Origin of the sequence: Bradyrhizobium hipponense (genome assembly GCF_008123965.1) — a bacterium.
Classification (GTDB): Bacteria; Pseudomonadota; Alphaproteobacteria; order Rhizobiales; family Xanthobacteraceae; genus Bradyrhizobium; species Bradyrhizobium hipponense.
In genome coordinates this window covers 132,960-147,046 of record NZ_VSTH01000078.1, presented here as the reverse complement: position 1 = coordinate 147,046, position 14,087 = coordinate 132,960, and the positions used below count along the sequence as shown (strand labels likewise).

Sequence of the window (14,087 nt, the reverse complement as noted above, 5' to 3'; positions counted from 1 at the left end):
CGGTGCTCGGCGTGAGTGCACAGGATGGCGCGACAGCGCACCTGTGCCGCCCGACCTTCCTACCCAAGACCGATACCTGCCCCAGGCTGGTGCGGATCGTCAGTGATGCAGCGCCGCGAAGTTGCCGAGGCCATGATCGATTTCAGTGGCATGCGACACATAGCCTTAGCTGGCGATCAGATTGCCCCAGTCAGATCTCTTGAGGCTCTGGAGGCCGTTTCTCAAACTCAGGATCGTTGATGCGAGTTCGGTTGCCGGGACCGGACGGCTGAACAAGTATCCTTGCGCCTCGTTGCATCCTTCGGCCTTCATCTGGTTCAACTGCTCAATCGTCTCTACGCCCTCCGCCGTCGTCGTCATACCGAGGCTCTTGCCGAGCCTCGTGATAGCTCTGACAATCAACTTTGATCCCTTTTTGGCCGTCACGTCGCGGACGAACGATTGGTCGATCTTGAGTTTGTCAAAGGGGAAACTGCGCAGATAGCTGAGCGAGGAGTAGCCGGTACCAAAATCATCCAACGCGATGCGCAGCCCACGCGCCTTCAGCTCATGCAGCGTCGCAATGGTTTCGGCGCTATTGCCAAGCAGAACCGATTCGGTGATTTCGAGTTCAAGCCGGTGCGGCGGCAGCGCCGAAACCTCGAGGGCGTTTGCGATGACGGCTGCGAGCCGTGGGTCACGAAACTGAGTGGCCGAGACATTGACCGCAATCTTGAGCTCGTTCGGCCAACTCGCCGCCTGCGCGCAGGCGCGATTGAGCACCCACTCCCCAAGCGGAGTGATGAGGCCAATTTCTTCGGCGACAGGGATGAACTGATCGGGCGGCACCAACCCTCTTTCCGGATGTCGCCAGCGCAATAATGCCTCAAAGCCGCTGATCCGGTCCATGCGCAAATCATAAATGGGCTGGTAGAACAGATCGAACTCGTTCTTGTCCATGGCCGCGCGCAGATCGGTTTCGAGCGCTCTTCGGCTTTGCAGGCTTGCGTCCATTGCCGGCTCGAAAAACCGCCATGTTCCCCTGCCGTCCATTTTGGACCGGTACAACGCCATGTCGGCATTTTTCAGCAGCTTTTCGCGCGTCGTGCCGTCACCCGGCGCCATGGAAATTCCGACGCTGCAGCCGACGATGACCCGATGTCCGTTCAGCTCATAAGGCGCTCCGACATGCTCCACGACACGCCGCGCCAGGTGCGCTGCATCGTCAGCGTTCCGGACTTCAGATTGGATGAGCGCAAACTCGTCGCCCCCTAGGCGCGCAACCGTGTCACCCTCTCGGACGCACGCGCTTAATCGCGCCGCAACCGCGCAAAGCAGCCCATCACCCACCGGATGTCCCAGAGTGTCGTTGATCTGCTTGAAATTATCAAGATCGACACAGAACACGGCAAAGCCTGCACCTCGGCCCGCCTCTGCGACAGCCTGCTCAATCCGCTCGGCGAACAGAGAGCGGTTTGGCAATTTGGTCAGAGCGTCATGCCGCGCCATGAAGGCGATTTGAGATTGCGCCCTTTGTTGTTCGGTCACATCTTCACAACTGATGAGCCAGCCACCGTCGGTTGTGGCGCGATGGGCGATCGACACGACACGGTTGCCGCTGAGCTGCTGAAGGTAGGAGCCGCCCTTCCGGCGGGTCAAGAACTCCTCGGCTTCCGCTAGAAGGTCGGCCACCGTCTGGCTGCCATGATTTCCAGCGGCAACACTCAGGCGGAGGACGTCCTCGAACGTCATCCCTGGAAGCACAAGCTCCGGCGAAATATCAAAGATCTCGCAGAAGCGCCGGTTCACGACCTGCAACCCTCCTTCTCTGTCATAGAGACAGAGTCCCTGCGACATGTGCGTGAGCGCCGCATCCAGTCTCAGATTCGTCGCATGCAGCTCGGCCTCCTGCTGCTTCAAACCGGTAATGTCGCTATAGACGAGAATGACGCCTTCCTGAGTCGGGCTGCGGCTGACCCGCAGCCATCTTCCGTCCGGGAGCTGGGCCTCGCTCTCCACCCCTTCGACGCCGTTAGCATCCTCTTGCAGCATGAGTTCCGTTGAGTGCTGGGCACTGGGCGCCCGCGCCGTCGGCAACGGATGGACAAGCTGGGGAGAGCAGCGAATGAACTCGCTCGCTCTGGAATTGGCCAACGCGATCTGACCGTTTTGGTCGAGGAGCACGACGCCCTCACGGGAGTGCTCGAGCGCATCGGAAAGCCGCGCCTGCGCCGAACGCCGCTGCGCCACCTCTCGGTCGACCATCGCTCTGATGTTGTCCCGCATTCGGCCCATAGCGGTCAGGAGCGTACCCAGCTCGTCACCGCTGCCCTCCGGAATGCTTGTGTTCAAATCGCCATCGGCGATGCCCTTGGCCGCTTTGGACGCGATAGCGACGGGACCAATGATCCGCCGCGCCAACAACCAGGAGAAAAGGCCGGACAGAAGAAGGGCGACGGTCAGCCCCGCCACGTTGAGTTGTACATCCCGCTTGATCGCAGCAAGCGCTCTCTGGCGAAACAGAAATCCATCCCCGGCCGTATAGTTCACCAGCAATTCAATCTGCTGATTTACAGTGTTGGAATACGGATCAACACCGTTGATCTCACGACCGCTCGCTTCAACGTTCCCAGTTTCGTCAGTAGACCTCTGAAATTGACGTCGATGAAGCCCGATCCAGGCATTTGCCGCCTCCTGGACCTTGGCGGCTGCTTTTGCGGCGCGTGCGGACTGTGACCGCTCCGCAGCTATCGTGACGTCTTCCGAAAGCGACTTGGCCAATTCGTCAATTTCGCCATCGAGCCGCGCCTGGACCGCCGGGTCTTTTGTAAGCAGCCGTTGTGCAGATGCCACCCGCATTCCGGCGAAATCGGCGCCAGCCGCCCGCGCGTAGTTGATCGACATCAATGACTCGTCGAAGGTTTTCGCAACCAGGTCACCGGCGTGCCGGATGCCGAGGCTGGCATACCCTCCCAAGGCTGCCGCAATCGCGCTCATTGCAAGGCAGAAGATCAGTATCCCGGTTCTAATCGAACCGCGCGCGACAAGCCGCGACAACCGAGCGATTATCGACCGGAAGGTCTCGAGAACCGCTTTCGGCTGACGCGCAACGCTGCCGACGAAAGGACTCATCACGGTGTCTTTCGCTGTAAACAACTAATCGAAAACATAGCTCGCGGTGACAGCCAGCGGCCCCGCCTAAAATTTCCCTAGTAATGACTGCAAGGGATGCGGAAATCGTTAAGATCAACCTGTGATAAGTATGGGAGTACTCACGCGGCTCGGAAAGCTCCGAGCCCGGACGGATTCTTGGTAAAGTTGAAGTTTCAGCGGGGTTGAATAATGGCGAGGCTTTTCCCTTTGCGTACGGGCGAGCTCGGTTTTCAGATCACGGCCGCAATTGTGGGGGGACTCTTCGCGGGAGCCGCTTTGGGCGCGGCCCCTTACACGATCTCGCAAAGGGATCGAGAATTCAGGCCCAGAGAGGTCATCATCAAACGCGGCGAGACTTTACGGTTCGTTAACGACGACGGCGAGCTCCTGCACCACGCTTATTTGAGCGCGGACAGCTTTGATTTCGATACCGGGGACCAGCAGCCGGGCAGCCAAGTCGACGTGGTTTTTTCCGTGCCTGGTGACTACACCGTGCTGTGCGGCATTCATCCCAAGATGAAGCTTGGCGTGCACGTGACCAAGTAACAGGCCTAGAGAATCGTCGTGTTGAAGATCGCGGCGTGGCCAACATAGTAGGCGAACAGGGTGAGCGTCAGCGCCGCGCATAGTCCCGCCGGGGCGAGCAGTGGGGCGCGATGGTCTGACTCGGCCTGCCGGGTATCGGAAACGATTGCGACCAGGACGACGATGATCGCCGAATGCCCGATGACGTCAAGCTTGCCGAATTCGAAGCACGCGCTGATAAACATGCCGAGCAACATGGCCGCCGCAACGCGTCTGACCAGCGGCGTCCAGGCCAAGGCAAAAGCGAGGGTGAATTCGACCATGCCCGCGGCCCGCATGTAGAACTCGTTATTGAATCCGAGCGTGATGCCGGGATGCTCGATCAGGAGCGGGAAACTCCATTCCGGATAGGCCCACTTCTCGATCGACGCCCACATCAACGTGACGGCGGTCGCATAGCGCACCACATCGAGTGGCGAAACGCCGAACAGGTCCTTTTGGAGGCCGGTGAGGGCGAGGTAGGCCGCCAAGCCCAGAAAGATCGGATAATCGGCCAGATGAAAAGTGCCGTAGTCCCGTATGGCGAGCGCGAACAACACCGCGATCCCGGCCGCGGATAGCGGCATCGTGCGACGCGACAGCAGGCCGGCGGCGATGGCGAGCTGCAAAGGCCCGACCAGCGCGGAAGTCGTTTTCAATTCGGGGGTCAGGATGATACCTCCGACCGCCCAGAGCGAGATGAAGAAAAACCCGCAGACTGCGCGCATCATGAGCTCGGTGTGCAGCTCCAGGCTCGCCGTGAAGCGGTTCATCGAGCGCGCCAGCAGCTCGCCCAGCGACGTCCGCTCCACCACGCAGCCGGAAAAGAACCAGAGCAAGGCAACGCCCAGGAGCAGCTCAAAATCCTGGCACAGAACGTTCTCAAGGCCCCGCGGCTGACCCGCAGCGTCATAGGCACAAAACCATTTGACATGGGCCGCGGCCTCTTGGGTCCCCAGAATCCAGACGCAGAATCCGGCGATGGACGTGGCAAACAGGTAGATTCCTCGGGATGCCGAAACGGCATCTCGTCCCAGAGACCTGAACATTTCAAACAACCGCCCGTCCTAAAAGCACAGCCTTAACGATCTATTCACCTTAGCATAGATTTTAAGCTTTGTGGCGTCCGTCGCATCCACTGGTTGTTTGGTGGTTAATGGGGGCTGCGGCGGGGCTGATTTGGATGGCCAGGCCACCCACAAATCCTTCAAACTTTACGGATTTCGAGGAGGGGTCTTCAATCCGAGCGGCGTACTGGACGGGACAAGCGGATAATTGGAGCAGTCCATGTTCGGAGCGTTAAGCGCGGCAGGAGTGGCGGTGGGCTCGGTGCTGGCCCGCGGCGCGAAGCGCTACGGAGTGCGTGGCGAATCCCTGGTGGCCTGGACAGGCGCCCTTCTCATCTTCGGCTTTGGCCTGTTGGGGTCGGCATTGCCGCACTTCCATTGAGGCCCTTCCCGGCCCGATCCCATCAGGGAGCTCGTTGTCCGGGCACATCGGGGAAAGGCGCGGTCGGGGACGAGGCCGTAAGTGTTTGAAGAAAGGCGATCAGATCGGACTTTTCGTCCGCCGTAAGATAGAGTGGCCGGATCGAAGGCGATCGGCTCGGGCGATCAATCCCGCCCTTGTCATAGAGTTCGATCACCTGTTCGACTGTGGCCACCGATCCATCATGCATATAGGGCGCGCGGCGCGCGACATCGCGCAACGTCGGCGTCTTGAACGCGTATCGCAGCTTTTGCGATGTCGGAAACAGTCGGCCACGCCCAACATCATCATCTGTTGCGGTGCCGATATCCTGGAAGGATCCATCTGTAAAAGACGGCCCACTATGGCAGCTTGAGCACCGTCCTTTGCCGTTGAAAATCTCAAAGCCGCGTTTCGCCGGCGCGCTGATGGCGGCGTCATCGCCCATGATCCACCGATCGAATGGCGACTCGCCAGCGACAATGGTGCGTTCAAAGGTCGCCAGGGCGGCTTCGATCCTGGGGCGCGTAATCGCACTGTCTCCGAACGCGCTTGCGAATGCATCGCCATAGGCCGGTGCGGCAGAGAGACGGTCGATCAGCTCCGCTTCCGTCAGGTTCATATTCGCCCGGCCAGTGATCGGACCAAAAGTCACCGATTCGATATCGCTGAACTTTCCGTCCCAGCCCAGCGGTTCACTGAAGGCCACATCGATCAGACTGGGCGAACGCAACGGCAGGCCTTTCGGGTTCTCCCCAATCGCACGCGCGAGGCCATCACCCCACGAAAGCGACGGGTTGTGGCAAGTCGCACAGGACACGGTACGGGACCTCGAGAGCAGCGGATCGAAGAACAGCATCTGCCCAAGACCCGCTTTCGCCGCGGAGTATGGATTGTCATCCGGAAAAGGAATGGTCGCGGGTCGACGATAGCTGGCGCGGATCTCCGCGGCCTCGCCTGATTTCTCGGCGGACCTCAAGGCAAAACGCTGGCCCAGCGGCAAAAACGCCACAAGCAAAGCCAGGCTGACCCAGACCTTCATCGGCTCCTCGGACGGAAATACCCGGCCCTGTATATGAAGTGTTAGTCAACGAAACCTTAATAACTGACGGCAGATCCGAACGAACGCGGTGTACCGAAGACGATGACCGCAAAGGCGCTGCAACAGGTAACATGATCGGGTCATCCGCGCGACTGCCAACAGGCAACGGCGCATCCAGGACGCCGTCAGGTCGGGGGCTGGTAGAGCCGCGTGGGGCCGGCCAATACGGCCCAATCGTGCTCTCGCGCGGTGATAGAACTGGCGCGTCTGCGAGGGGTGCCACTGTCCCGGTGATGTGCACACGCTCCGATATTGCTGCCATTGCAGGCGTGAGAGCGAACGCACGCGCAAAGCTCTTCCCACGGGCTGCCGAGGCGCCTGCCTCTAGTTAAGTTTTGGCCTCCTCTCATCGATGTAGGCTTGCAGGTCCGCTTGGGCTCGCTCGATCAGCCACAAGGCGCGGAGCGGCGCGCCCGTGCGCTTCCCGACCTCTATGACATGATCGAGCGATCGCCTGAGCTCGCAGGCCGCGGCAAGCAGCTCAAACTCGATCTGTCCGGACATGTTTTCGCGCATGAAAATCGCAGCCAGATCAGCCGGACCAGCTCGGCGACATACCGCCATCGCAGGGTCTTGCAGAGATGCGTAAGCCGCTCTGCTTCCGCGCCCGGCAAATGAAAACACATGGTCCAATAGAAATTGGTTCAGAATTAATTTTCATTGAAGCGCAACCAGAGATCGACCGCAAGTGAAAAGACAGGTGATGCTGAGCGACGGCCGCGCCAAAGGGCGAACTGTCCCTTGCAGGATGCCGTCGGCTGCGCGCACGACTGCATTGCGAGCAACCGAGCCCGCGCCGGCGTTTGGCTGCGCGAGCTGTTCACGGTCCGGTGGTCACGTGCTGATGGACCGCCGGCTGCTCAAGGCCCTGCCACTGATCGGCGGACCAAGCACCAGCAACTCGGGCGCGCATCCAAAAAACTTCCGCTATTCCGCAATCATCAGAGTTGCGGCAGAAAACCGCTCCGGTGAGTTAGGAAGCGTTCGCCCGCGTCCGTTCCCCGGGCTCGCGGCGGTGCTGCCGGTCTTTCGGCCCTGGGCGCCTGACGCGAAGCCGCAGCGCAGGGGGCGCCGGCGACGGCTCGGCTGGCATGTTTTTGTTCGCCGGCTCCGGATCGCAAGCACGCGCTTCCATGATGTCCAGCACGGCGCGGCCGTCGTCGGTGATCCGCCAGCCGCCGTTCAGGCGCTCGATCAGCGCTTGCGAGAAGATGTCGAGATCAGGCACCCGCGATGCCAAGCGCTTGGTGCGGTCGGCCCAGTCGCGTCCACTCGTCGCGAGGATGGCCATATCCCGCTTGAGATCCGCCATTGGCGCGAAGCCGCCCGGATAGCTCACCAGGATCTTCAGCACCGTGACCTGGAAGTTCACCCGCCCCTCCCCCATAGCGCGACATCGTAGATCCTTCTGAGCGAGCTTCGCAAGCGACCTTGGCTTCGGACCGTCCGGCTTCGCCATCGAGAAAGATGCTGGTGACCCAAGCTGCACATCCCGTGGTCCAAGGCCTTTAGCTCACCTGGACCACCAGGCGCCGAACGCCAGCGACTGCTTGCGGAGCCGGATTACCTTCGGGCTGAACCGCCGGCATGCTGGCGGTTCCAATGTACCGCCGCGAGATCGTGACGATCTCAAGCTCCGCTCCATGATTCGCCGGGCGCGATCCAAATGGGATGCCAAGGGTATTCTCGGATTCGCAGGTGACCGGCAGATCGGGCTGCAGATTCGCAATTGCACGTTCAACCCCGGTGCCTTCAATCGATGGTATCAGCCCCTCGGCAGGATTGGGCCGTCACTCGATCGGCCGCGGCGGCAGCTTTCCCCGCCGACGTGGAATCTGTTCACTCGGTTCGACCAGCCGTAAGACGGTCTTGCAGATCGGGCACCTATAGGAGCGGATCTCCCATTTCAGCGTCACCGGCTCTGAGAAGACCGGCGCCCTCTCGACGGCGCAGACGGAGCAAATTGGTGCGGCCACAACAATTTCCTTCGGAGTATCGGATGGGGAGCGGCTGCGTTCACAATCGAGCCTCTGTTGGTGAAGAAAACGGGCTCGCCGGAGTGGAGGTGGCCGGTAGCGAATCTAAAATCACTCGTCAGAAACAGTGCAAAACCGACCTAGTTGAGATGGAGCGATCCATCAACCCAGGATGAATACGGAGCAGGACCGCGCTGTCACGCTCTCTGGTTTCTCCCTTGCGACTCTGCTCGCGACATTTAGTCCAGGATACTCCAGGACTGGTCTGACTGCAGGCTTGGCTTTGAGCCTTTGTCCGCCGTCAGAGCGAACCCGAACGGTTGCAGAGCCTTCTGGGTGACCCCGTAATGCTTCGCCGGGGATACTCATTCCGTGATACAATTTGCGGGAATGCACGGGGGGATCAGGGATTGGCAATTTACCGACTGCTGGAGAAGCAGGCGATGGCGGCAGACGACGTCAAGAGCGTTGTCGCCGCCTATGAGCAAACCTTGCGTGGGCTCGGGATCCAAGATCGCGGCGATCCGCTCGCCGAATTGGTTGCGAAGAAGGTCTTTGAGATCGGACAAGGCGGCGTCAAAGACCCGGCCCAGATTTGTAAGCAGGCGATCGAGGAGCTTCGGATCGTCTGAGCCGCCTCCTCGCAATTCCGAAACGGCCCCAGCGGGGGGCTGCAGGCTGGGGCCGCCATTCCGCACTGGACGCTGATCGGCGGTAAGGCGTCCGGTGAACTGAACCAAGTCCCTCGGAACCTATGGTTCCAACAGGCGGCGCAATTGGAGCCCGCTACCGTATTACCACGGCTGGTGCTGGATTCCGTTAGGCTTTTCAAGGGTCTGTTAGTCAGCGCAGCGGATGCGCTTAAAACCAATCCGCGGTCGTTAGGCGTTTAGAAGCGGAAGTTGACGATTATCCTCGTGCAACCGAGCAGGTGCGATGGCCACTTCCGCGCTACACCAATCGATCCACCGCAAGCCACACGTTGTGGTTGGGACGTTCCTGGCTTTGATGCTGGCCTGCGTGCTCGGCTTGATAGTCTGGAAGGCGTCGGTCGCGCGGGACGCAACGCTGAGCCGGGCACAGGAAGACCTGAAAAATCTGACCCGCTCGCTCGCCGAGCATGCAGCTCACGCCTTCAAGGCGCCGGACGTCGCCATGGCAGGGATGGCGGACCTGCTCAAGTTTCAGAACCCGTTGCCCGAACGCTTCAACGCCTATCTGGTCGCCGCCACGCGATCGATGCCGCAAATCCGCGAGATCGGCGTGCTCAATACGGAAGGCAATTGGCGGTACGGCTCGTTCGCGGCTTTGCCGAGCCACAACAGCGCGGACCGACCCTACTTTGCGTATCACCGCGACAATCCCAGCCCGAAGATGCTGATCAGCGGCCCGATCACTTTGAGGACCAGCGGTCGCCCTTCGATCATTCTCTCGAGACGGATCAGCACGTCGAGCGGTGATTTTGGCGGCGTCCTGATCGCAGCGATCGACCGTGATTACTTCGGCGAGTTCTACCGAGCGTTCGAGGTTGGCTCGCACGGTGGCATCAGCCTTCTGTCGACGGACGGAACGTTGCTTGCGCGTTGGCCGGTGGCAGACACGGGCCAGAAAATTGCTGATACCTCGCTGTTCCAAGAGCGCCTGAGCAAGAGCCGCGCCGGATCCTACAAGGTCAAGTCGCCGTTCGACGGCCTTTCCAAGTACATTGCCTATGAGCAAAGCACCGAGTACCCCGTCGTTGTGACGGTCGCGCGAGCGGAGGACGATGTGCTCGCGAGCTGGCGAACCGATCTGGTGTCGGATGCGCTGGTGGCCGGGCTCTTGGCAGCAATCATTGTGGCGATAGCTGCGCTGTTGAGCAGCCAATTCCGCTTCAGAACCAGGCTCGAGCAGTCACTGCGCGAACGCGAAGCAAGGTTTCGACTGCTCGCGGACAACATAGCCGACATCGTCATCGTCATGGATCGGAAGGGATACCTGCGCTACGTGTCCCCATCCGTGGTAACGGTGCTTGGGAAGACGGAGGATGACTTCCTGCGGCGGCTGTGCTTCGAGGTGGTCCATGAAGATGACCGTGAAAAGGTGTTGGCCGCAGGCAGCGAGCTGCAGGGCCCCATGGCGTCCCGTTCGGTCCGATTTCGCGTCCAGCGTGGCGACGGCGCTACAGCTTGGCTTGAGGCGAACTTCAAGTTGGCCGAAATCTCATCCGGTAGCGAATTGGAGATCGTCGGCGTTCTTCGAGACGTTACCAACCAGAAGGTCCTCGAGGACGAGTTGTCGTCAGCCAACTTGAAGCTGGCGCAGCTTGCTACTACGGACGGTCTGACCATGCTTGCTAACCGGCGTAGCTTTGATGCGTTCCTGCGCCAAGCTTACGCCGAACATGAAGTGGTGTCGGTGCTGCTGATCGACATTGACCATTTCAAAGGCTTCAATGATGCCCTAGGCCACCAAGCTGGTGATGGCTGCCTCCAGCGTATTGCCGAGTTGATCGGAAGCGCCACCGCAAAAACCGGCGGACTATCAGCGCGGTATGGCGGCGAGGAGTTCGCTGTGGTCCTGCCCGGCGTTGACGAGGAGCGAGCAGCGAGGGTAGCGGACGCAATTCGGCTGTTGGTCAGGCGGCTGGAGATCTACCATCCCCGGTCGCCACGAAAGTACGTCGCGATAAGCGTCGGTGTCGCCGCAAAGGGCGATGCGACCACCGATGAGTTGGCGCTCACGCGTGACGCCGACATCGCTCTGTACCACGCAAAGGAACAGGGGCGGGATTGCACGGTCGCAAGCTCCTCGCTGGTGTCATCGCGTCTGGAAATGCCATCGCTCGCTCCCTCTCTTTGGGATCTGGAGGGCGCGTTATGATGCTGCCAGACAAGCGAGGGGCGCGGCGAGTTTCGTTCGAGAGGGCGGTGCCGGCAAATATGATGGCCATCGACGGAACGTGGCAGCGCGCCTGCACTGTCAAAGACGTGTCTGATAGCGGAGCCAAGTTGATTGTCGGCGGACCGGTGCTGGGCCTCCCATTCAAGGAGTTCTTCTTGGTGCTCTCATCCACCGGCCTGGCGTGTCGCCGATGTGAACTGGCATGGGTGAACGGCAGCGAGATCGGCGTGGCCTTCATGAGACATGGTCATACGAAAGCTACGAAAGCGATGATTGCTGTGAGCCATCCTCAGTAGTTGCTGTGTTGGTTGACGCCGAAGCTGGGAATGTTCCCAGTGGTCGGATCGGGAACATGGCGGGTTGCGGCGCCCAGGTGCGGATCGCCAGCACGACCTGAAAAGCGCTGGCGATCCCTGCGGACACTCTAATTGCCCCTGCCCGAGGGCAGCAGGCGTGACCGTCATTACCTCGATGCTATCGATGGAATGAGCAGGATCAATTCCAGGCGATTACTGACAGAAGTGGCGCCGCCGCGGCGAGCTGCGCCGGAGACGGTTGGAAGCCCCGCCGAACTGCGCTATCTCGCCGGTCCATGTGGCCAACGAAGACCTGCGAACATTGCGAGACTGACTTTCGGCGGTATGGCAGGCCTCAGCGGAGGTCCTGCTCGATGGCGTGCGCGGCTGTCATTCGCCATGCAAAATTTTGCAGGCCGATTGACAACCGAAGGAAAGCGATCGTCGGTCTGGCCGGAGTGTCGACCAGACGATCGCCGGCTTGCTGCGAGTAAGTAACCTCAGCTGCGGTACGATGGCGCCATCGAGTGCACAATCACCGTGGCAGATGCGGAACCGGAAGTGTGGTGCAGCACGTGGTGCAGAAAAGTTCAGAGGAAGAAAAGATCGTCTAAGCTATTGATTTTAATGGTAGCGGGAGAGGGACTCGAACCCCCCACCCCAGGATTATGATTCCCGTGCTCCCTTAGTTTGCCTTCTGGGCCGAGCCGACGGACGCTGACGCTTCTGCAGGATGTCTCGGCGCAGGGAAATTTCCTTCGATCCAATCTGCTCCGTCACTATCGGGAGCTTTTCTAGCGCCTCAAGCATCTGCTTCAGTTTGGCGGAGCTGACGTAACGCTCTTCCGTGATGTTGTCGCCGCCATGCCCCAGTATGTCCGCACGGAGTTCGGAAGCAACTCCGGCATCCTTCAAATCTGCACCACCAGCCTTCCTGAAAGAATGGAAAACTTTGCGCTCTTCGGCAGCTTTCGGGACAGCTTGATCTTGAACCTTGATCCAATCACCATAAAAGACGTCACCTAAGGGTGTACGATCACTTGCCGCGCGAAGCTCAGGGAACAGCAGTTTGTATCCAAGGGATTTGATCTCTGCGCGGTAGCGAAGAAAACCGAGACGAACCACTTCGCCAACTAGCGGAATTCTTCGCTTTGACTGCGGGTTCTTCAGCGTCCGATGTTCGTTTGGACGAATGAAAATGTAGGGAATTCCACCCTCTTCCAACACATCATCGACGTCGAGGCCGCAGAGCTCCTCGCGCCGTCCTAACGTGTATCTTGCAAGATAAGGCACGATCGACAGAGCGTCGTGATAGATCATCACTCCCGAGACCAGCCGGTTCTCGAGACTTTCGCATCCTGTCCACGGCGGCTGACGGAAAATTGCAGCCAGATCTTCTGGAGAAAATGGATTCCGTTCGTCGCGAGCACGGCCCTTCTTCTTCGACAACAGCTTTGAAACACCAGAGAACTCGGGAATCTTGTGACCGCACGCCTCGATGTAGACGAGCACCTCCTGGAGCTGCGTAAGATGGCGATTAAGCGTACCGGGCTCGCGTCCAACCTCATTCTCAGGCAACGCTTTCGCTCGTTCGAGCCAGACCGAAAGAGGAGTCTTTCGGTCATTCTGTCCTTTCCCGTAGGTTCGCGGAAGAGCGAGCAGAAGCGAGCGATATTCAGCAACGCGGCTCTGCGCGAGTGATCGGACGTGATCATCACCGATCATTTCGACAAAGGTCGCGACAAGTGATCGAGCTTGTCGCTGGGTTTTGCCATTCCATTCTCCGAGCTTGGCTTTCTCCTTGATCAGATTTTCGGATAGTTTCGTAATCGAGGTTTCCTTCTGAGAGGGCGCTGGAACACTGCTGTCCGCTACCGTCGCGACTTCCTCGGCTCTTGAGGCTGGACGCTCGCGCAGGGCGTCAGGCGTCGTTGCCATCACCCTTGACGCAACGCCATGATCCGAAAGAAGCTGTTCAATCAGCTTATCGTCTTCCCGATACTCGCCAGACCATCGCCGATCGACTGACAGCAAGGCAGCGGCTTGTCCACGATAGTAGATCCTCTCCGCCTGCTGGATGTCGCCTTCCCCTTGGGGAGCTCCGCAGGCTTCCAACAGCGCCATCAACTTCTGACGCGGTGAACTGCCCCGCGAACTCTTCCGCAGCAGATTGAGCGTCCAGTTCACTTCCTCGATTTCCTCCAGACTGAGGCCGTTCGCCGCCAACACGCCGCGTTCAGCATCCCCAACTGCCGCGGCGATACCCTGGGAGGCCTGGAGGCGTCGAGCCCAGCCCATGATGCGATCAGATGTGCGCCCGTCATCCGCAGTGATGCCGTCGGCCGTCTCCAACGCGGCCAGCCGATCGAGCTTAGCCAGGTGGGTGCGCGCGACCGACTCCAGCATCGACCGAACCTGAACAGGCGATAGCACTTCTCTCCCCTCCTCCTGGCGCAAGATGCCATCACTCGCCACGGCCAAATGGGCCGCGATAGTGCGCGCCTTGGAAAGGTCCCGCGTTCTCAGGCTGATCGCAATCGGCGCGAGTTCTCTCTCCCCTGCTTTCTTGAGAAGCCGCCGGCGCCACCAGTAGACAGCGCCTCGCCTGAAAACATGCTGGACCACGCGCACGTAAACACCCCTGTGATACAGGCGCGTGATACAGTC

At 59.9% G+C, this 14,087-nt stretch carries 11 protein-coding genes; 5 read left to right on the top strand and 6 right to left on the bottom strand.

Features of this window, described 5'->3' with window-relative positions:
• Window positions 1-165: 165 nt before the first annotated feature.
• Complete coding sequence (locus FXV83_RS23115; RefSeq protein WP_148741674.1) at window positions 166-3,111, bottom strand: EAL domain-containing protein; 2,946 nt, start codon at window positions 3,109-3,111, stop codon at window positions 166-168.
• A 210-nt stretch (window positions 3,112-3,321) separates the two neighbouring features.
• Here FXV83_RS23115 and FXV83_RS23110 point away from each other — a divergent pair, with 210 nt between their 5' ends.
• On the top strand, window positions 3,322-3,678 hold the full coding sequence (locus tag FXV83_RS23110) for a methylamine utilization protein (RefSeq protein WP_235940091.1): 357 nt from the start codon (window positions 3,322-3,324) through the stop codon (window positions 3,676-3,678).
• Window positions 3,679-3,683: 5 nt separating this feature from the next.
• On the opposite strand, the gene FXV83_RS23105 is transcribed toward FXV83_RS23110, so the two are convergent.
• Window positions 3,684-4,745: a hypothetical protein gene (locus tag FXV83_RS23105; protein WP_148741672.1), complete on the bottom strand. Its 1,062-nt coding sequence runs from the start codon at window positions 4,743-4,745 to the stop codon at window positions 3,684-3,686.
• Window positions 4,746-4,983: 238 nt separating this feature from the next.
• Between FXV83_RS23105 and FXV83_RS42935 the strand changes: the two genes are divergently transcribed.
• A complete protein-coding gene (locus tag FXV83_RS42935; protein WP_187436093.1) occupies window positions 4,984-5,145 on the top strand; it encodes a hypothetical protein in 162 nt (53 codons plus the stop codon).
• 22 nt (window positions 5,146-5,167) lie between these two features.
• On the opposite strand, the gene FXV83_RS23100 is transcribed toward FXV83_RS42935, so the two are convergent.
• The 3 genes from FXV83_RS23100 to FXV83_RS23090 form a co-directional block, all read right to left on the bottom strand.
• Window positions 5,168-6,205 carry a cytochrome-c peroxidase gene (locus FXV83_RS23100; protein ID WP_148741671.1) on the bottom strand — a complete coding sequence of 346 codons (1,038 nt, stop codon included), beginning with the start codon at window positions 6,203-6,205 and terminating at the stop codon, window positions 5,168-5,170.
• A gap of 384 nt (window positions 6,206-6,589) precedes the next feature.
• On the bottom strand, window positions 6,590-6,781 hold the full coding sequence (locus tag FXV83_RS23095) for a hypothetical protein (RefSeq protein WP_210250750.1): 192 nt from the start codon (window positions 6,779-6,781) through the stop codon (window positions 6,590-6,592).
• Between the two features lie 457 nt (window positions 6,782-7,238).
• Window positions 7,239-7,637, bottom strand: a complete 399-nt coding sequence (locus FXV83_RS23090) for a hypothetical protein (RefSeq protein ID WP_148741669.1) — start codon at window positions 7,635-7,637, stop codon at window positions 7,239-7,241.
• A 1,047-nt stretch (window positions 7,638-8,684) separates the two neighbouring features.
• Between FXV83_RS23090 and FXV83_RS23085 the strand changes: the two genes are divergently transcribed.
• From FXV83_RS23085 to FXV83_RS23075, 3 genes are all read left to right on the top strand, one after another.
• Window positions 8,685-8,873: a hypothetical protein gene (locus FXV83_RS23085; RefSeq protein WP_148741668.1), complete on the top strand. Its 189-nt coding sequence runs from the start codon at window positions 8,685-8,687 to the stop codon at window positions 8,871-8,873.
• A gap of 304 nt (window positions 8,874-9,177) precedes the next feature.
• Window positions 9,178-11,103 (top strand): diguanylate cyclase domain-containing protein, encoded by a 1,926-nt coding sequence (locus FXV83_RS23080; protein ID WP_148741667.1) that lies wholly within the window; start codon window positions 9,178-9,180, stop codon window positions 11,101-11,103.
• Window positions 11,100-11,420, top strand: a complete 321-nt coding sequence (locus FXV83_RS23075; RefSeq protein ID WP_430648943.1) for a PilZ domain-containing protein — start codon at window positions 11,100-11,102, stop codon at window positions 11,418-11,420. The genes FXV83_RS23080 and FXV83_RS23075 overlap by 4 nt, the downstream gene beginning before the upstream one ends.
• A 666-nt stretch (window positions 11,421-12,086) precedes the next feature.
• On the opposite strand, the gene FXV83_RS23070 is transcribed toward FXV83_RS23075, so the two are convergent.
• Entirely contained in the window at window positions 12,087-14,051 is a 1,965-nt protein-coding gene (locus tag FXV83_RS23070) for a DUF6538 domain-containing protein (protein ID WP_148741666.1), read from the bottom strand.
• Window positions 14,052-14,087 lie beyond the last annotated feature (36 nt).